Raw genomic sequence first — 17,794 nt, forward strand, 5'->3', positions numbered from 1 at the left:
CAGCGTAGTGGATGCGCGACCGCGCAGCCCGCCGCGCCGCGTCAGGTGGACTCGGTGTCGTACGGCGGGATCGCCCCGGCCGTCAGCGGCAGCTTCCGCTGCGCGTACGCGGACTGCGTCACGGGCTTGATCGCGCCGGCGGCCTCCGGGCCGTCCTCGAGCAGCGCTTCGCGGATGATGCGGCGCGGGTCGTACTGGCGGGGGTCGAGCTTCTTCCAGTCGACCTCGTCGAACTCGGGGCCCATCTCATCCCGCATCCGGTCCTTCGCGCCGTTGGCGAAGTCACGCAGCGACCGCACCAGCTGACCGAGCTTCGCGGCGTACGCGGGCAGGCGCTCCGGGCCGATGACGAACGCAGCGATCACCGCCACGATCAGCAGCTTGTCGAAGGTCAGCCCGAACACGTTTCCAGGGTATCGCGGCGATGCCTGCACGGATGCCGCATGAGCCCGCCGTATCCTGTGAAGAGGCCCGCGCCCGAGGCCGATCGACGGGAGTGCAGTGTCAGACAAGGACTCGAACTGGAGATTCGCCGACGACATCGTCGTCGAGAGCGATGTGATCGCCCGGGCACGACAGCAGTCGCTCGAACTGGGCATCGACCCCATCTCGCCCGCGACCGGCGCCCAGGCGGCCGTCGTCGTGGCGGCGACGCGCGCCGAGAACGTCGTCGAGATCGGAACCGGCGTCGGAGTCTCGGGCCTGTGGCTCCTCACCGGCGGCACGGATGCGCAGCTCACCTCCATCGACGTGGAGGTCGAGTACCAGCAGCATGCCCGCGCGTTCTTCACCGAGGCGGGGCTGCCGTCGAACCGTGTGCGGCTCATCCCCGGTCGTGCGCTCGAGGTGCTGCCGCGTATGAACGAGAACTCGTACGACATCGTCTTCATCGACGCCGACCCGCAGTCGGTCATTGAGTACGTCGAGCACGGGCTGCGCCTGGTGCGCCCGGGCGGAACGGTGCTCGTCGCCCGCGCGCTCTGGCGTGGACGCGTCGCTGACCCGGCGGCGCGTGACGAGGTCGCGACCGGCTTCCGCACGCTCATCACCGAGACGTCCGCGTCCGGCGCGGTCATCAGCGCCCTGTCGCCGGCCGGCGAGGGGCTGCTGCAGATCACCAAGCTCGCGCCGTAGGCGACCGGCCCACCGGCCCAACACACGCGAGAAGGGCCCCGATCGATTCGATCGGGGCCCTTCTCTATACAGCGTATGGTCAGGCGGAGGTCACGACGCTGGCAAGCGCGTCGTGGAGCTCTTTGGCTTCCGCGTCGTTGACGGAGACCACCAGTCGTCCCCCACCCTCGAGCGGCACACGCACGATGATGAGCCGTCCCTCCTTCACAGCCTCCATCGGCCCGTCCCCGGTCCTCGGCTTCATGGCCGCCATGCAGCTCCCCTTTCGTGGATGTCCTTCTATTATCCGACATCGTTGCCGACGTGCGGAAATCGGAGGGATCACGGAGGTGACCAGTCGTATCCGTTGATGAACCAGCAGACGGCGACCCAGCCCACCTGCAGGGCGATGAACAGGGCGACGATCGCCACGCGGTAGACGCGGCTCCGCGGCAGGGCGAGCGCGCCGAGCAGGGGGAACAGCGGCATCAGCAGCCGGAACGTGCTCGACTGCGGGAAGAACACGGCGAGCAGGTAGAGCGAGTACGCGGCCACCCAGAACCGCAGGTCGACGCCGAGCCTCCGCACCGCCGGGGAGAACAGCAGGATGCCGAACAGCGCCACGATGACGACCAGCGCGGCCATGCCCACCCAGCCGGGGATGCCGAGCATGGCGCTCGCCCACCAGTCGGCCCCCTGGAACCAGGGCGTGAACGGCACCAGGTGCGTGTACCCGATGTACGCCGACCGCCAGGCCAGCTCCGTGTCGGTGTAGGCCGTGAGCGAGCCCGTCCCGATCGCGGCGATCGCCGGCCAGGCGAGTCCCGCGAGGCCGCTGAAGACGGCGAGCGAGACGCTGAGCACGCGCTCGCGCACCGGGAACGGGTCGTCGCGCCGCCGCATCCACCGGTAGCCGACATGCAGCACGAGGGCGAGGGCGAACGCGAGCCCCGACGGGCGCGTGAACGCCATCGCCAGGACGACAGGGAACAGCCAGGCGTATCGCCGCTCTACGAGCAGCAGCAGCGCGGTCACGAGCAGCAGGATGTACAGCGACTCGGCGTACGCCACCTGGAACAGGGGCGAGACGGGCGCGACGCAGAACAGGACGACAGCGAACAGGCTGGTCGAGGCGCTCAGGCCCACGCGGCGCATCAGCTGATGGAATACCAGGGCCGCCCCGGCGCCCGCCGCGAACGACACCAGCACCGCGGCCATCGGCCAGGGCAACCGGGTCAGGAACATGACCGCGTCGACGAGCCCCGGGTAGCCGGGAAGGAACGCCCACGCGTTCTCGGCGACGTGCACACCGTCGGTCGTCGGAAGGCCGGCGGGATAGCCGGAGCCGGCGACGATCTCGTACCAGCGCCCGTCCCACAGGTTCGCGAACGAGAAGTAGTCGGGCGACGCGCTCGTCCAGGCGTTCGCGCCCTCCGCGGCGGCGAAGCTCAGGAGGATCACGGTCGTGACCGCGCGCGCCCCCAGATAGATCAGGAGGACCCGCACCCACCACAGCGTCCACCACGGGCCGCGGGCGACCGCCCGGCCGCCCGCCGCATCCGGCAGCGCCGTGGAGTCAGCGCGCGCCGGCGCCGGTGAGCCAGGCACGCAGCCCCTCCTCGACCGCGACGATCTGCTCGACGTCGACGCGCTCGTCGTCGGCGTGCGCCTTCAGCGGGTCGCCGGGACCGTAGTTGACCGCGGGGATGCCCATGGCGCTGAACCGGGCGACGTCCGTCCACCCGTACTTCGGCTTCGCCACACCGCCGACCGCGGCGACGAACTCCTGCGCGAGGGGCGCATCCAATCCCGGGCGGGCGCCGTCTGCACGGTCGACGACCGTGATCTCGTAGTCGCCGAACAGCTCGTGCATGTGCTCGATGGCCTCCTGCGACGAGCGCGACGGAGCGAAGCGGTAGTTGATGTGGACCATGCACTCGTCCGGGATGATGTTGCCGGCCACTCCCCCGGAGATGCCGACCGCATTGAGGCCCTCCTTGTAGACGAGCCCGTCGACCTCGACCTCACGCGCCTGGTAGCCCGCGAGGATGTCCAGGATGGGCGCGGCCTTGTGGATGGCGTTGTCGCCGACCCAGCCTCGGGCCGAGTGGGCACGCAGGCCGTAGGTGCGCACTTCGACGCGGAGGTTGCCGTTGCAGCCGCCCTCCACGACGCCGTTGCTCGGCTCGCCGAGGATGCCGAAGTCGCCGACGAAGAGGTCGGGCCGGTTGCGGGCGAGGCGGCCGAGGCCGTTCAGCTCGGCGTTGACCTCCTCGTGGTCGTACCACATCCACGTGACGTCGACGGAGGGATCTGTCAGCTCGGCGGCGAGCTTCAGCTGCACGGCGACGCCGGCCTTCATATCCACGGTTCCGCGGCCCCACAGATAGCGGATGCCGTCGTGCTCCTCGAACCGCGTCGGCAGGTTGTTGTTGAGCGGGACGGTGTCGATGTGCCCGGCGATCAGCGCCCGCCTGCCGCGGCCCAGGTCGGTGCGCGCGACGATCGCGTCGCCGTCGCGGATGACCTCCAGATGCGGCAGGCCGGTCAGCGCGGCCTCCATCGCGTCGGCGAGGGTGCCCTCCCCGCCGGAGACGGACTCGATGTCGCACAGCTGGCGTGTGAGGTCGATGGACGAGGCGGTCAGGTCGAGGGGAACACTGCTGATCTGCACCCTACTAACCTAGGGGCATGCCCTCTGCCGTGCCTGAAAATTCCGCCGCGCCCCGCTCCACCGACGTCCGTTCCACCGACGTCCGTTCCGCCTGGGGCTACGGGCTCGCGACGGTGTCCGCCGATGGAACCGTGCTCGACACCTGGTTCCCCGAGCCCCAGCTCGGCAGGCTGCCGGCGGGCCGCGACCGCTGGATCGCCCCGGCCGAGCTCGAGGAGCTGGCCGGCGACGACCCGCGCCGCGCCGTGCGCGTCGACATCGTGACGGTCGAGATCGAACTGGATGCGCCTCCCGCCTCCACGCCCGACGCGTACCTGCGCCTGCACCTGCTGTCGTACCTGCTCGTGCAGCCCAACGGCCTCAACCTGGACGGCGTGTTCGCGCACCTGCCCACCGTCGCGTGGACGAACGCCGGACCGGTGAACCCGGCCGACCTCGACCGGCTGCGTCCGCGTCTGCAGCGCGCCGGCATCCAGGTCTCGGGCATCGACAAGTTCCCGCGGCTGCTCGACTACGTGACGCCGGAGCGCGTGCGCATCGCCGACGCGTCCCGGGTGCGCCTCGGCGCGCACCTGGCCCCGGGCACGACCGTGATGCACGAGGGATTCGTCAACTTCAACTCCGGCACACTCGGCACCTCGATGGTCGAAGGCCGTATCTCGCAGGGCGTCGTCGTGGGCGACGGCTCGGACATCGGCGGCGGCGCATCCATCATGGGGACGCTGTCCGGCGGCGGAACGCACCGCGTCTCGATCGGCGAGCGGGCCCTGCTCGGCGCGAACTCCGGCATCGGTATCTCGATCGGCGACGACTCGGTCGTCGAGGCCGGTCTCTACGTGACCGCAGGAACCAAGGTCGTGCTGGTCGGCGAGGCGCCGACCGCCGACGGCCGCCCCCGCACGGTGAAGGCCGCCGAGCTGTCCGGCCAGCCCGGCCTCCTCTTCCGCCGCAACTCCCTCACGGGAGCCGTCGAGGTCCTCCGCCGAAACGGCACCGGCGTGGAGCTCAACGCCGCCCTCCACGCCTAGCCCCGGCTCTCCCCTTCCCCCTTCCCCCCACCGTCGAGTCCGCGAACTTTGCACGCTCGCGCGGCGTTTCGCGTGCAAAGTTTGCGGACTCGACGGGGGGGGTAGACGAGGGTGAGGCATTGGAGTTCCGCACGGTGTGGGCGAACGTGGAACGAATTCGCTTCACGGAGGAGGGCGGCAAGCCAGGCCTCGGTGCCTCGTGGCGCGCGAATGCTGTCGCCACCATCGAGGGCAGGGACTACGAGGTGATCATCGGCCCGCACGCGCTGGCGGTTCTGCATACCGATCCACCTCCCAAGACGCCGACGTTGCCCCCGACAGCCTCGCCCGTGGCCCTGACGCTGACCTACAGCGATGGATCAACCGAGGTCGTCGAATGACCTCGTGGGGGTTTGCTCCGTCACGATCGACGACTCCCATCGTCGTCTGTAAGTGATGAACAAAGTTTGGACGGTTGTCGCGGGGCTGGCGGTCGGTGGTGCGCTGCTTGCGGGCACGACCGCGTGCGCTGAGATGGGAGACCGCATCCTGTACGGGAACTCGACCGAGAGACCGAAGTCGAATCTCGAGTACCAACGAGAGTCGGCCCTTCACTTCCGTTCGCGATGGGCGAATGTCGAAGAGATCCGGTTCAAGCGCGAAGGTGGCAAGCCGGGACTCGGAGCGGCCTGGAGCGTCAACGCGATCGCCACCCTCGACGGGGAGGAGATAGAGGTGATCATCGGCCCCGACACGCTCGGATTTCCGCTAGGAGACTCGCCTCCGATGATGCCCACTCTTCCCCCTTCGGTACCTCGCATCGCCATGACCGTGTTCTACAGCGACGGCACATCGGAGGTCTTCGAATGACGACGCAGAAGGAAGACCATGACATCGCCAAAGAGGCGTATCTCGTCGACCCGCTGGCCCGGGACCCTCCGTACACCGCAGGCTCAAGATTCAAGGTAGGTCCCGACGATGTCGAGTACCTCGTCTACGACTCGCACCACGATCCGGTCTCCGGGTTCCAGGGCATGGCGGTGGTGCCCGTGGTCGCAGGCAAGCCGGACTTCTCGCACGTCACGATCGCATTCGCCGGCACGAACCCGGAGCATCGGGCGGACATCCTCGCAGACACCATGTCGGTCGTGGGCGGGGACACCGGGCCCGGTACGCAGGCGTCGGAGGCGATGGAGTTCGCCCGACGGGTCCGGGAGAGCGTCAAGAAAGAGCACCCCGAAGCGTCGTACTCCACGGTGGGGCATTCGCTCGGCGGGTGGCAGGCGATGCTGGTCGCGGCAGAGTTCGGTTGGGCCGGAGTGTCCTTCAATGGTCCGGACCCCTGGGACAACCTTTCTCCGCAGGCGAAGGAATGGCTTCAGAGGCAGCGGGACGCCGGCCGTAACCCGTTGGTCAACTATGTCAACGAGTGGGACCTGACCGGGAACCTGTCGGGCAACGGCACCGGGGCCGCGAAGTACGTCGGCGGTCCGCGGGGAAAGGGACCATTCGGTCACCACGATCTGGAGACGGCCTACGAGTTCAACGCCGACGGCTCGCTCAAGCGTCTGGGAGTGGAGGGTCGCAGCGACTGGGAGATCAGCCAGAACCAGGTTGCGGGACTCCCGGCCGGCCTGCAGCCTCACTTCACGCCGATCATCGCCGGCCTGTACGGAGGTCTGCGCCTGCCCCTGGTCGGAGAGGTCGTCGGAACCATCGCCTCCGGCGCCACGGTCCTGGTCGATACCGTGGCCGCGCTCGACCTGGCCTCCTCGATCGGCTCGCTGGGCATCTCCCTGGAGGCCATCAAGGCGGCGAACGCCGGGCTTCCCGGTCAGCTGCAGTCCGTCCTGGATGCAGGCAGGAGCACGGTGTCGATGATCCCCTTCGTCACTCCGGCGGATGTAGAGGAATGCATCAGCACCCACCGGCTGAATCCGCACCAGCGCATCGACCTCGACGCGGTCGCAGAGGTGGACCGGCGCGTCGACACGCACACGCTCCTGGTCGCCCAATTGTCCGAAGGGGTCGTCAAGGCCGTCGTTCACACCCTGGAGCAGGATGGCCAGTGGGCGTCCCGCTTCTCACTGCTGCGCTGAAAGGAGACGCTCGTGTCGTTCTTACCGGAGATCTCGTCCAGCACCATTGCTGACGTGCTGGATGACGCCCTCAGGACCGCCTCGGACGCGGTCGAAACCCTGACTCACGTCGATCAGATCCTGCACCGGGCGGCGGTCGACCTGCTGAACCTCGCCCTCCCGACAATCGTCCGGGCCGGTTCGGTACCGGTGCAGGCGGCCGCCCTGGCGGTCGTTTCCGCCTCGAGCGGCCGTATCGGCCTCACCCTCGGTGGCACCGCGTTCAGCAACACCGTGCTCGGAGGCGAGGTCGCGAAGAAGGTCGCCCAGGGGATCGACACGCTGAAAGCGGACAGCGACTACGGCAAGGCGGTGAACAGCATCACATGGTGACGTATCGATCGCTCGGCGAACTCGAGAGCGCCCACGACGAGGAGAGCGCAGCTGCCCGGCGCCGGCTGGAAGACGCGGAAGGGCATCTCATGCACTACCGGTCGCAGATCTACCGGATCCAGGAGAGCGTCTACCAGGCCGTTGCTCAGCATGGTGCCGCCGAGGACCCCGACTTCCGCCACGAGTTCCAGCGTTTCGCCGACCGGCACGAGGAAGCGGCTCACGAGGCGGACCGCGTCGTGACCCGGTACCAGGAGCAATACGAAGACCTGCAGCGAGAGCAGTCCCGCGAACGGGAACGGTTTCTACAAGATCACCGCTGAAGCCCCGGGCCGGCCAAGACGGTCCACGCCGGTGCGGTTGACGCGACACGCCGTCCGCCCGCGAGCGGGAACGGCATGTCCCGTCAACCAGATACTCGCTAGACGAGGGTGAGGACGGATGCGGGATCGGCGAGGATGCGGCCGATGTCGGCGAGGAAGCGGGAGGCCTGCTCGCCGTCGACGATCCGGTGGTCGAACGTCAGCGCGAGGGTGAGCACCTGGCGGAGCGCGATGCCGCCGTCGTGCTCCCACGGCTGACGACGCACCGCGCCCACGGCGAGGATCGCCGCCTCTCCGGGCGTCAGGATGGGCGTCCCCGCATCCACGCCGAACACGCCGACGTTGGTGATCGTGATCGTGCCGCCGCTGAGGTCCGCCGGGGCGGTCCGACCCGCCCGCGCGGTCTCGGCGAGACTGCGAATCGCGCCGGAGAGGCCGCCGAGCGTCATGCCGTCCGCGTCGCGGATCACCGGCACCATCAGCCCGCGCGGCGTCGCCGCCGCGATGCCGAGATGCACGTACTCCGCCTGGACGATCTCGTTCGCAGCATCGTCCCACCGGGAGTTGACCTCCGGGGTGCGCCGCACCGCAAGCAGCAGCGCCTTGGCGACGACGGCCAGCAGCCCCGGCCGCGCCTCGGCCAGCTCGGGCAGCGCGCGCAGTCGCGAGATCAGCTCCATCGTCGGCGTCACGTCGATCGTCAGGAACACGGTCGCCTGCGGCGCACCGAACGCGCTCCGGACCATCGCGTCGGCGGTCGCCTTGCGGACGCCCCGGATCGGGATGCGCTTCTCGCGCGCTCCCGCATCCACCGTGGCAGCGCCGGCCGCTGTCGCGGAGCCGCTCCCCCGCTGTTCTACGTACTGCTGCACATCCCCACGCGTGATCAGCCCGCGGTCACCCGAGCCGGCCACCGACGCCAGGTCGACGCCGAGCTCGCGCGCGAATTTGCGCACCGGTGGGGTCGCGCGCGGACGCTCGGCCAACGCGGTCGCCGTCGCGCCCGTGTTCGGGGCCGGCGAGGCAGCTGAGGCAGGCGCAGCCACACTCGTCACGGCCGTCTGGCCCGTCACGGCCGTCTGGGCCGTCTGGGCCGCCGCGACCGAACCAGCACCAGCCGCAGCCCTTCCGGCCACGGCCAACCCCGGCCGTGCCCTCCGCGCCGGGCGCGCACCCGACTCCAGCCGCGCGCCATATCCGACCAGCGTCGGCTCGCGCCCGTCCGGCGACGCCGACGGACCCGTCTCCGACGCGGGAGCAGCAGGAGCCGCCGGTGCGTCTCCCTCTGGCTCCCCCGCATCCACCTCGAAGGCCACGAGCGGCTCGCCGACGGCCACCGTGACCCCTGGCTCCACGAACAGGCGGGAGACGCGCCCGTCGTACGGCGCCGGCAGCTCGACGAGCGCCTTGGCCGTCTCCACCTCGGCGATGATCTGATTGAGCTGCACGGTGTCGCCGACGGCGACCTTCCAGGCGACCAGCTCCGACTCGGTCAGTCCCTCGCCGAGGTCGGGAAGCGCGAACTCGCGGACGGCCATCAGTCCTCCACCCCGCTCAGCGAGTTGGGCCGGTCCATGGCGCGGTCGATGCCGTCCAGGATGCGGTCCAGGTCCGGCAGGTGCGCCGACTCCAGGCGTGCCGGCGGGTACGGGATGTCGTGCCCGGTCACACGCACCGGCGCGTGCTCCAGGTGGTAGAAGCACCGCTCGGTGATCGACGCCGAGATCTCGGCGGCCAGCCCTCCCGACAGCGCCGCCTCGTGCGTCACCACGAGACGGCCGGTGCGCTTCACCGACGCGACGACCGTGTCGAGGTCGAGCGGCGACAGCGAGCGCAGGTCGATGACCTCCACCGAAACGCCCTCGTCGCCTGCGGCCACGGCCGCGTCGCGCGCGAGCTGCACCAGTCCGCCGTACGTGACCAGGGTCACGTCGGTGCCCTGCGTCAGCACCTGCGCTGTGCCCATCGGGCGCGCGTCGGCGAGCGGGGCGTCCTCATCCACCTCGCCCTTCGCGTGGTAGCGGCGCTTCGGCTCGAAGAACAGCACCGGGTCGTCCGACGCGATGGCCTGCTGGATGAGCGTGAACGCGTCCTGCGGATCGGACGGGCTGACCACTCGCAGCCCGGCGGTGTGCGCGAAGTACGCCTCCGGCGAGTCCGAGTGGTGCTCGGCCGACCCGATACCGCCCGCGAACGGCACCCGGATCACGATCGGCATGCGCACAGCACCCTGCGTCCGGTAGTGCATCCGCGCGACCTGGTTCACGATCTGGTCGAAAGCCGGATAGATGAAGCCGTCGAACTGGATCTCCACCACCGGCCGGTACCCGCGGTACGCCATTCCGACCGCCGTGCCGAGGATCCCGGACTCCGCGAGCGGCGAGTCCATCACCCGGCGCGGCCCGAACTCGGTCTGCAGGCCGTCCGTGACGCGGAAGACGCCGCCGAGCGTGCCGATGTCCTCCCCCATCAGGACGACGTGGTCGTCGGCCGCCAGCGCTCGCCGGAGCCCGGCATTGATGGCCTTGGCCATGCTCAGTGAGGTCATCGTCCGTCGCTCCCCACGAAGGTGCGCAGGTAGCGCGAGTAGTGGTCCCGCTGGCGTGTGAGGCCGGTGTGCGGTTCGGCGTACACGTTGTCGAAGACGGTGAGCGGGTCGGGGTCGGCAAGCGTGGTGATGCCCGCGCGCATCTCTGCCGCGACGGCGTCGGCCTTCGCGGTGATCGCCGCGCGGCGGTCGTCCGTGAGGGCTCCCTGCGCGACGAGGTACGCCTCCACCCGGGCGAGCGGGTCCTTGCCGCGCCAGGCGTCGAGTTCGGACGCGTCGCGGTAGCGGGTCGGGTCGTCGGCGGTCGTGTGCGGTCCCATCCGGTACGTCACCGCTTCGATGAAGGTGGGGCCGCCGCCCGAGCGGGCGCGGTCGAGCGCGGCGCGCGTCACCGCGAGCACGGCCAGCACGTCGTTGCCGTCGACACGGACGCTCGGCACGCCGAAGCCGGGCGCGCGGTCGGCGATGGGACGCTGCGCCTGGAGGGACACCGGCTCCGAGATCGCGTACTGGTTGTTCTGGCAGAAGAAGATCACGGGCGCCGCGTAGGTCGCAGCGAAGATCAGCGCTTCGTTCACATCCCCTTCGCTGGTGGCGCCGTCGCCGAAGTAGGCGACCGCCACGGCGTCGGTGCCGTCGGCCTGGATGCCGAGGGCGTAGCCGGTCGCGTGAAGCGTCTGAGCGCCGATGATCACCTGCGGGGTGGCCATGTTGATGTCGTACGGGTTCCAGCCGCTCTGGGTCGTGCCGCGCCAGACACGCAGCAGGTCGACCAGGCCGGCGCCGCGGCAGTACGCGACGCCGTGCTCGCGGTAGCTGGAGAAGACGAAGTCGTCGGTGCGGAGCGCGCGCCCGGAGCCGATCTGAGCGGCCTCCTGGCCCAGCAGCGGCGGCCAGAGACCGAGCTCGCCCTGACGCTGCAGTGCGGTCGCCTCGGCGTCGATGCGGCGGATGACCTGCATGTCCTCGTAGAGCGCGAGCAGCTGGTCGATTCCGATGTCGGAGACCCAGGCGTCGTAGCGGTCGTCCTCGTGCCGGACGCCGTCGGAGTCGAGGAGGCGGACGAGCCCGAGGTCACTCATGCTGGTCTCGCGGAGGCCGTCCTCGCCGAGCCGGAGCTCGTCCATGGCACCGAGGTCCGTGTGGGAGCCGCCCCGACGGGTGGCGGGCTGATTGTCGATCGTCACGGTTCACGCAACCTTCACTCTCGCGCCCGGCCGACGCTGCTTGTGGCGCGCACGACCGGCTTCCGGCCCCTTCGCCGGAATTAGGTGGAAGGCTACGCTGCGCGATCAGCGCGCACAACCATCGGCGTGTCGACCGTGCAGGATGCACTATCCGGCCGGACGCGCTGCTGCTAGGTTTCACACTATGCGCAGCTTCGACAGCACCGACCGCCGCATCCTTCTGGCCCTCGCGGACGACCCCCGATCGACGAATGTGTCCCTCGCCGATCGGCTCGGCCTCAGCCGCAACACGGTCCAGGCGCGGGTCGCCGAGCTGGAGCGCAGCGGCGCGTTCCTGTCGTTCGAGCGGCGCATCTCCGCCCGGGTCGCCGGGTATCCGCTGGCCGCCTTCGTCAATGTGCACGTGCGGCAGCAGCGGCTGGCGGCGGTCGTTGAGAGTCTCGCCGCCATCCCGGAGATCGTGCAGGCGCACGGGCTGTCCGGCCCGTCCGACCTGCTGCTGCGCGTCGTGTGCGTCGACGCGGAGGACCTCTTCCGCATCACCGGCATCATCCAGTCGACGGATGGCGTCGACCGCGCCGAGACGTCCCTCGACATGGGCGAGCTCATCCCCTACCGCCTGCGCCCCCTCCTCACCCGCGACGCCTGACCCGCTCCATCAGCTCCTGAGTTTTTCGGGTCGACACGCGGCATCCGGGCCGAAACACTCAGGAGCTGATGGCGTGATTGCCGAGCCGGACGCACGAAGGCCGCGCCGACAGAGTCGACGCGGCCTTCGGTGAGGTGCGAGAGCTTACGCCTCGGCGGGAGCCTCCACGGGGGCGGTCTCGGCGGGGGCCTCGGCGGCCTCCTCCGCGATCACCGGGGCGAGCGACAGCTTTCCGCGGTCGTCGATCTTGGTGATCTCGACCAGGACCTTCTGTCCGACCCCGAGCACATCCTCGACGTTCTCCACGCGCTTGCCACCGGCGAGCTTGCGGACCTCCGAGATGTGCAGCAGGCCGTCCTTGCCCGGGAGCAGCGAGACGAACGCGCCGAACGCGGCGATCTTGACGACGGTTCCGAGGAACTGCTCGCCGACCTCCGGGTTGGTGGGGTTCGCGATCGCGTTGACCTGGGCGCGGGCCGCCTCGGCCGAGGGGCCGTCGGTGGCGCCGATGTAGACGGTGCCGTCCTCCTCGATGGAGATCTCGGCGCCGGTCTCGTCCTGGATGCCGTTGATCGTCTTGCCCTTCGGGCCGATCAGCTCACCGATCTTGTCGACCGGGATCTGGACCGAGATCACGCGCGGCGCGGTCGGGGCCATCTCATCCGGACGGTCGATGGCGGCGTTGAGCACGCTCAGGATGGTGGTGCGGGCGTCCTTCGCCTGCTTCAGCGCGCCGGCGAGCACCGACGACGGGATGCCGTCGAGCTTCGTGTCGAGCTGGATCGCGGTGACGAACTCGCTGGTTCCTGCGACCTTGAAGTCCATGTCGCCGAGCGCGTCCTCCGCGCCCAGGATGTCGGTGAGCGCCGCGTAGCGGGTCTCACCGTCGACGACGTCGGAGATCAGGCCCATGGCGATGCCGGCGACCGGGGCGCGCAGCGGCACACCGGCGTTCAGCAGCGACAGGGTGGAGGCGCAGACGGAGCCCATCGAGGTGGAGCCGTTGGACCCGAGGGCCTCGGACACCTGACGGATCGCGTACGGGAACTCCTCGCGGCTCGGCAGCACCGGCACGAGGGCGCGCTCGGCGAGGAAGCCGTGCCCGATCTCGCGACGCTTCGGCGACCCGACGCGGCCGGTCTCACCGGTCGAGTAGGGCGGGAAGTTGTAGTGGTGCAGGTAGCGCTTGTGCGTCACCGGCGAGAGCGAGTCGATCTGCTGCTCCATCTTGAGCATGTTCAGCGTGGTGACGCCCAGGATCTGGGTCTCGCCGCGCTGGAAGATCGCCGAGCCGTGGACGCGCGGGATGACCTGCACCTCGGCGTCGAGCGGACGGATGTCGGTGAGGCCACGACCGTCGATGCGGATGCCCTCGCGGAGCACGCGGCCGCGCATGACGACCTTCGACACCGACTTGTAGGCGGCCGAGAACTGCGACAGCGTCTCCGCGGGCAGGACTCCGGCCTCCACCTTCTCGGTGAGGGCGACCTTGACGCGCTCCTTGAGGGCGTCGTCGGCGTTCTGGCGCTCGATCTTGTCGGCGATCTGGTAGACGTTCACCAGCTCGTCGTAGGCGAGGCCGGCGACGTTGTCGTAGGTCTCCTGCGAGTAGGGCAGGAACACCGGGTAGTCGGCGATGGCCTTCGCGGCCTGCTCGGCGATGACGTTCTGCGCGCCGACGAGCTGGCGGATGAACGGCTTGGCCGCCTCGAGGCCCTGCGCGACGATCTCCTCGTTCGGCTTGACCGCTCCACCCTGGATGAGGTTCCAGCTGTTCTCGGTGGCCTCCGCCTCGACCATCATGATCGCGACGTCGCCCTCGGAGCCGTCCTCGTTGGTGAGGACGCGGCCGGCGACGATGAGGTCGAACACGGCCTCCTTGAGCTGCTCGGCCTTCGGGAAGGCGATCCACTGGTCCTCGTGGGTGCCGTTGCCGGGGATGAGCGCGAGGCGCACACCGGCGATCGGGCCGGAGAACGGCAGACCCGAGATCTGCGTGGATGCGCTTGCCGCGTTGATGGCGAGCGCGTCGTAGAACTCGTCCGGAGCGATGCTCAGGACGGTGATGACGATCTGCACCTCGTTGCGGAGGCCGTCGACGAACGACGGGCGCAGCGGGCGGTCGATCAGGCGGCACACCAGGATCGCCTCGGTGGAGGGGCGGCCCTCGCGCCGGAAGAACGAGCCGGGGATCTTGCCTGCGGCGTACGAGCGCTCCTCGACGTCGACGGTCAGCGGGAAGAAGTCGAAGTTGTCCTTCGGGTGCTTGCTGGCGCTGGTCGCGCTCAGAAGCATGGTCTCCTCGTCGAGGTACGCGGCGACGGCGCCCTGCGCCTGCTGGGCGAGGCGTCCGGTCTCGAACCGGACGGTACGGGTGCCGAAGCGGCCGTTGTCGAGAACGGCTTCGGCGAATTTGATTTCAGGACCTTCCAAGAGGTCTGTCTCCTTTGTTTAACGTCGCTGTCCCGTGTGGACGCGACTGTCATTCAAGGAGCAGGAACAGGCAGTTCGACACGTCGTGTGTACGCGGCATCCCATGCGGATCGCGTGGGCTGAGCCCGTCTGGCCATCAGTAGAAATACACGGTTGCGGGCCGCTCTCGCTGCCACCGCATCCGGATACCACCACCGAGGACCAGCTCCTGCCAGCCTGCTCCGGGTTCCTTCTCGGTATTGAGTTGGATGGACGGCGCTCGGCCGACCACCAGCATCCTATCAGTCGCAGCCCGTGCCAGGATGGATGGAGGCCGTCAGCGAGCCGGGACGAGGGGGATTCCGATGGGCGAGACACCACGGTCGGCGGGCGCGTCGACTCTTTCCGGGGGATGCGCTGCTGCCTGCCGTTCCTGGCGCGGCGATCCTCATCCGGGTGCGCCGGCTCATCAGTGCGATCGCGCTCGTCGCCGTCGGCTACGGCTTCCTGTCGAACGGCTCCCGCGCGTTCTGCCCGGGCGCAGGACCCGCGGCGGAGAGCTGCGTCAGCCTCCAGCTCCACCCGAGCCCGTTCGTGTTCGCGGCACTCGCCTTCGTGGTATTCGTGGCGATCGGACGCGTGCTGCGGCGTGCTCGCACCGAGGCGGACGCCCTCCGCACCCTCGATCGCGCTGCGCTCGTCGGCACCGCGATCGCCGGGGTCAGCCTGCTGATCGGCGTCGTGTGGTTCGGCCTGATCCCACTGGAGTCGTGGAACGGCAGCGCGACCTATTTCTTCCCGTTCCCCTTCGCCTCCGTCGACCTGACGGTGACGCCCGCCTCCTGATCCGCGTGCCGCTCAGAGCGCGAGCGTCGCGCGCGCGGCGTCGGTGAGCGCCCGGCCGTAGGACGGCCCGTAGCCGGCGGCGTGCACGGCGAGCGGGTGGAGCTGGTGCAGCGGGATGCGGTCCCGCCAACCGGCTCGCAGCGGCCGGGCGGCGTCGTAGCCGGCGACGATGTCGTCGAGGTGCGGTGCGCCGAAGAGCGCGAGCATCGCGAGGTCGGTCTCGCGGTGGCCGCCGTGCGCGGCCGGGTCGATCAGCACGCCGCCGCGCGCGTCCCAGAGCAGGTTGCCGTTCCACAGGTCGCCGTGGATGCGCGCGGGCGGCTCGTCATCGTCGAACTCCCCCGACTCCACGCGCTCGACGGCCGAACGGATCACCGGCAGCTGGTCCGTGGTGACGCTCCCGGCATCCACCGCGATCTCCAGGTACGGCCGCACGCGGTCGCGCGCGTAGAACAGGCCCCAACTGCTCTCGTGCGCGATGGGGAGCGGACGCTTGCCGATGAACAGCGGGCCGTCCCAGCCGTCCGGCGGCGCGCCGAACGCTGCGGCCCCGGCCGCGTGCGTCAGCGCGAGCGCGGCGCCGAACGCCCGGGCGGCCTCCCCGGTCGCGCGCGTCTCGCGGATGCGCTCCAGCTCGATCCGTCCGGGGCCCACGGACGCGACGCCGACCACGCGCGCTCCCCCGTCCGCCTCCGGTTCGCCGAGCCAACGAAGCCCGGCGGCCTCAGCCTCGAAGAACCCGTTGGGGGCGTCCGCCCGTTCCTTCGTCACCGTCTCCACGCGGCCACCCTACGACCGCCACGGACCGTGGGAAGCAGGAGCGCGATCCCGACGCCCACGAGCGTCCCGAGCGTGTTTGCGAGCAGGTCGCTCGGGTCGCTGAAACGCGCGGGCAGGAACAGCTGCGAGAACTCGATGACCAGCGTCGCGACGACGCCGATGGCGACCGCGAGCCACCAGCGCCAGCGGCCGAGCAGCAGGGTGAACAGCAGCCCCATCGGCACGAACATGAGCACGTTGGCGGTGAACTCGGCCACGGCGTAGTCCACCCAGCCGAGGCTGGGAACCGCCGACACGAACCGCAGCAGCGAGCGCAGGAGCGGGTTGCCCGCGGGGTTCCCGGGCGCTGGGTTCAGCGTGATCCACGCGACGACCGCCAGGTAGGCGACGGTGACGGCGGAGAGCACGGGACGGCGGCGCATCCTCCTATGCTGGCGCACATGACCAGTGCGTTCCGCATCCGGATGACCGGCCGCTCCACCGACGAGCGCCACAGGGTGTCGAGCCCGCTCGAACTGCTCTTCGACCTGACCTTCGTCGTCGCGATCGCGCAGGTCGCCGGGCAGCTGGCGCACGCTGGTGAGAGCGGGACCATCCTCGAGCACCTGCCGTTCTACCTGATGGTGTTCTTCGCCATCTGGTGGGCGTGGATGAATTTCACCTGGTTCGCCTCGGCCTACGACACCGACGACGTGCCCTACCGGCTCATGACCCTCGTGCAGATGGGCGGAGTCCTGGTGCTCGCGGCCGGCGTCCCCGCGGCGTTCGACCACGAGAACTTCACGGCGATCATCGTCGGCTACCTGATCATGCGGTTCGCGCTCGTCGGCCAGTGGGTGCGCGCGGCGATCGAGTATCCGGACGGGCGCAAGACGGCGATCCGGTACGCGGTCGGCGTTTCGGCGGTCCAGGTGCTGTGGGTGGCGTGGGGATTCCTGCCGACGCAGATCGCCGTCGCGACCTTCGTGCTCGGCGCACTGCTCGAACTGGCGGTGCCGCTGTGGGCCGAGCGGCCCGGGATGACGAGCTGGCATCCGCATCACATCGCTGAGCGGTACGGGCTGTTCACGATCATCGTGCTCGGCGAGTCGGTGTCGGCCTCGGCGATCGGCGTGCAGAACGCGCTCGCCCAGTCCGGATTCAGCGCCGCCCTGGTGTGGATCGCGGTGGCCGGGCTGGTGCTCCTGTTCGCTCTGTGGTGGCTGTACTTCCTGGAGCCGGCCGCCGAAGGATTGCGGTCGCGACGGAACCGGTCGTTCTATTGGGGCTACGGGCACTACTTCGTGTTCGCGTCGCTGGCGGCGTTGGGGGCCGGGCTGGAGGTCGCGGTGCAGGCCGGCGCCGCGCACTCGGAGGCGTCGAACACGGCGGTCGAGTACGCGATGGCCGTTCCCGTCGCGGTGTTCCTGCTGATGCTCTACGTGCTGCACGCTCCGCTGGTGTCGGAGGTGGTCATCCGGCCGCTGAAGACGATCGTCGCGATCGCACTCGTGCTGCTTCTGCCGCTTGCGTCGCCGGTGATCGGGCTCGTCGGCGTGACGATCGGGATCGCGCTGGTCGCGGCGGCCCTCGTCGCGGTCACCCTGTTCGACCGGGCCGTCGCGGCGCGCCGCGGTGCCGTTCCCTCCTCCGCTCCCGCGTCTCCGTCACCCCGCGACTGAGCTCCCGAAGATTCGTGGGGGGGGGGGGGGGGGTGGGGGGGCGGGCACACACAAAACGCGCACACCCACCAACGGCGCGGGGGGGGCGCCGTGGGGGACCCCCGCCGCAGGCAGGGGGGGGCG

Annotated in this window: 20 protein-coding genes; 10 read left to right on the forward strand and 10 right to left on the reverse strand. The window is 69.9% G+C overall.

Annotated features, from left to right (window positions below):
- Positions 1–41: 41 nt before the first annotated feature.
- The gene (locus tag ABIC47_RS14040; RefSeq protein ID WP_018190462.1) at positions 42–404 is read right to left on the reverse strand and encodes a twin-arginine translocase TatA/TatE family subunit; all 363 of its coding nucleotides are present in this window, start codon (positions 402–404) and stop codon (positions 42–44) included.
- A 97-nt stretch (positions 405–501) separates the two neighbouring features.
- On the opposite strand from ABIC47_RS14040, the gene ABIC47_RS14045 reads away from it, so the two are divergent.
- The gene (locus ABIC47_RS14045; RefSeq protein ID WP_018190461.1) at positions 502–1,134 is read left to right on the forward strand and encodes an O-methyltransferase; all 633 of its coding nucleotides are present in this window, start codon (positions 502–504) and stop codon (positions 1,132–1,134) included.
- 79 nt (positions 1,135–1,213) lie between these two features.
- Here ABIC47_RS14045 and ABIC47_RS14050 read toward each other — a convergent pair whose 3' ends face one another.
- The 3 genes from ABIC47_RS14050 to dapE all read right to left on the reverse strand — a co-directional run bounded on the left by ABIC47_RS14050 (position 1,214) and on the right by dapE (position 3,787).
- Complete coding sequence (locus ABIC47_RS14050) at positions 1,214–1,387, reverse strand: DUF3117 domain-containing protein (protein WP_018190460.1); 174 nt, start codon at positions 1,385–1,387, stop codon at positions 1,214–1,216.
- A gap of 68 nt (positions 1,388–1,455) precedes the next feature.
- Positions 1,456–2,721 (reverse strand): putative hexosyltransferase, encoded by a 1,266-nt coding sequence (locus ABIC47_RS14055; protein ID WP_354481202.1) that lies wholly within the window; start codon positions 2,719–2,721, stop codon positions 1,456–1,458.
- Complete coding sequence (dapE, locus tag ABIC47_RS14060) at positions 2,690–3,787, reverse strand: succinyl-diaminopimelate desuccinylase (protein ID WP_089875314.1); 1,098 nt, start codon at positions 3,785–3,787, stop codon at positions 2,690–2,692. Before dapE ends, ABIC47_RS14055 begins: the two co-directional genes overlap by 32 nt.
- Before the next feature lie 17 nt (positions 3,788–3,804).
- Here dapE and dapD point away from each other — a divergent pair, with 17 nt between their 5' ends.
- The 6 genes from dapD (at position 3,805) to ABIC47_RS14090 (ending at position 7,588) form a co-directional block, all read left to right on the forward strand.
- Positions 3,805–4,815 (forward strand): 2,3,4,5-tetrahydropyridine-2,6-dicarboxylate N-succinyltransferase, encoded by a 1,011-nt coding sequence (gene dapD / locus ABIC47_RS14065; protein WP_354481205.1) that lies wholly within the window; start codon positions 3,805–3,807, stop codon positions 4,813–4,815.
- A 119-nt stretch (positions 4,816–4,934) separates the two neighbouring features.
- Positions 4,935–5,195 (forward strand): hypothetical protein, encoded by a 261-nt coding sequence (locus ABIC47_RS14070; RefSeq protein ID WP_354481208.1) that lies wholly within the window; start codon positions 4,935–4,937, stop codon positions 5,193–5,195.
- A 52-nt stretch (positions 5,196–5,247) separates the two neighbouring features.
- The gene (locus tag ABIC47_RS14075; RefSeq protein ID WP_354481210.1) at positions 5,248–5,664 is read left to right on the forward strand and encodes a hypothetical protein; all 417 of its coding nucleotides are present in this window, start codon (positions 5,248–5,250) and stop codon (positions 5,662–5,664) included.
- Complete coding sequence (locus ABIC47_RS14080; RefSeq protein ID WP_354481212.1) at positions 5,661–6,893, forward strand: hypothetical protein; 1,233 nt, start codon at positions 5,661–5,663, stop codon at positions 6,891–6,893. Before ABIC47_RS14075 ends, ABIC47_RS14080 begins: the two co-directional genes overlap by 4 nt.
- 12 nt (positions 6,894–6,905) lie before the next feature.
- Positions 6,906–7,265: a hypothetical protein gene (locus tag ABIC47_RS14085; RefSeq protein WP_354481213.1), complete on the forward strand. Its 360-nt coding sequence runs from the start codon at positions 6,906–6,908 to the stop codon at positions 7,263–7,265.
- Positions 7,259–7,588, forward strand: a complete 330-nt coding sequence (locus ABIC47_RS14090; RefSeq protein ID WP_354481216.1) for a hypothetical protein — start codon at positions 7,259–7,261, stop codon at positions 7,586–7,588. The genes ABIC47_RS14085 and ABIC47_RS14090 overlap by 7 nt, the downstream gene beginning before the upstream one ends.
- A gap of 98 nt (positions 7,589–7,686) precedes the next feature.
- Here ABIC47_RS14090 and ABIC47_RS14095 read toward each other — a convergent pair whose 3' ends face one another.
- Genes ABIC47_RS14095 through pdhA form a run of 3 tightly spaced genes read right to left on the reverse strand, consistent with a single transcriptional unit; the run spans position 7,687 to position 11,263 of the window.
- Positions 7,687–9,126, reverse strand: coding sequence for a dihydrolipoamide acetyltransferase family protein (locus tag ABIC47_RS14095; protein ID WP_354481219.1), 1,440 nt, complete (start codon positions 9,124–9,126; stop codon positions 7,687–7,689).
- Complete coding sequence (locus tag ABIC47_RS14100; protein ID WP_354481222.1) at positions 9,126–10,136, reverse strand: alpha-ketoacid dehydrogenase subunit beta; 1,011 nt, start codon at positions 10,134–10,136, stop codon at positions 9,126–9,128. The genes ABIC47_RS14095 and ABIC47_RS14100 overlap by 1 nt, the downstream gene beginning before the upstream one ends.
- Entirely contained in the window at positions 10,133–11,263 is a 1,131-nt protein-coding gene (gene pdhA / locus ABIC47_RS14105) for a pyruvate dehydrogenase (acetyl-transferring) E1 component subunit alpha (protein WP_502910253.1), read from the reverse strand. Before pdhA ends, ABIC47_RS14100 begins: the two co-directional genes overlap by 4 nt.
- Before the next feature lie 244 nt (positions 11,264–11,507).
- On the opposite strand from pdhA, the gene ABIC47_RS14110 reads away from it, so the two are divergent.
- On the forward strand, positions 11,508–11,972 hold the full coding sequence (locus ABIC47_RS14110) for an Lrp/AsnC family transcriptional regulator (RefSeq protein ID WP_018190453.1): 465 nt from the start codon (positions 11,508–11,510) through the stop codon (positions 11,970–11,972).
- A gap of 144 nt (positions 11,973–12,116) precedes the next feature.
- Here ABIC47_RS14110 and ABIC47_RS14115 read toward each other — a convergent pair whose 3' ends face one another.
- Positions 12,117–14,405 carry a polyribonucleotide nucleotidyltransferase gene (locus tag ABIC47_RS14115; protein ID WP_018190452.1) on the reverse strand — a complete coding sequence of 763 codons (2,289 nt, stop codon included), beginning with the start codon at positions 14,403–14,405 and terminating at the stop codon, positions 12,117–12,119.
- Between the two features lie 435 nt (positions 14,406–14,840).
- Here ABIC47_RS14115 and ABIC47_RS14120 point away from each other — a divergent pair, with 435 nt between their 5' ends.
- On the forward strand, positions 14,841–15,230 hold the full coding sequence (locus tag ABIC47_RS14120; RefSeq protein WP_354481228.1) for a hypothetical protein: 390 nt from the start codon (positions 14,841–14,843) through the stop codon (positions 15,228–15,230).
- Between the two features lie 12 nt (positions 15,231–15,242).
- Here the strand turns inward: ABIC47_RS14120 and ABIC47_RS14125 are convergent, their stop codons facing one another.
- Together ABIC47_RS14125 and ABIC47_RS14130 are read right to left on the reverse strand one after the other, a co-directional pair.
- Complete coding sequence (locus tag ABIC47_RS14125) at positions 15,243–16,001, reverse strand: fructosamine kinase family protein (RefSeq protein ID WP_354481245.1); 759 nt, start codon at positions 15,999–16,001, stop codon at positions 15,243–15,245.
- On the reverse strand, positions 15,998–16,432 hold the full coding sequence (locus ABIC47_RS14130; RefSeq protein ID WP_354481231.1) for a VanZ family protein: 435 nt from the start codon (positions 16,430–16,432) through the stop codon (positions 15,998–16,000). The genes ABIC47_RS14125 and ABIC47_RS14130 overlap by 4 nt, the downstream gene beginning before the upstream one ends.
- 18 nt (positions 16,433–16,450) lie before the next feature.
- On the opposite strand from ABIC47_RS14130, the gene ABIC47_RS14135 reads away from it, so the two are divergent.
- On the forward strand, positions 16,451–17,671 hold the full coding sequence (locus ABIC47_RS14135) for a low temperature requirement protein A (RefSeq protein ID WP_354481234.1): 1,221 nt from the start codon (positions 16,451–16,453) through the stop codon (positions 17,669–17,671).
- The last annotated feature ends 123 nt before the right edge of the window (positions 17,672–17,794 follow it).

Source organism: Leifsonia sp. 563, assembly GCF_040545055.1.
Lineage (GTDB): Bacteria > Actinomycetota > Actinomycetes > Actinomycetales > Microbacteriaceae > Leifsonia.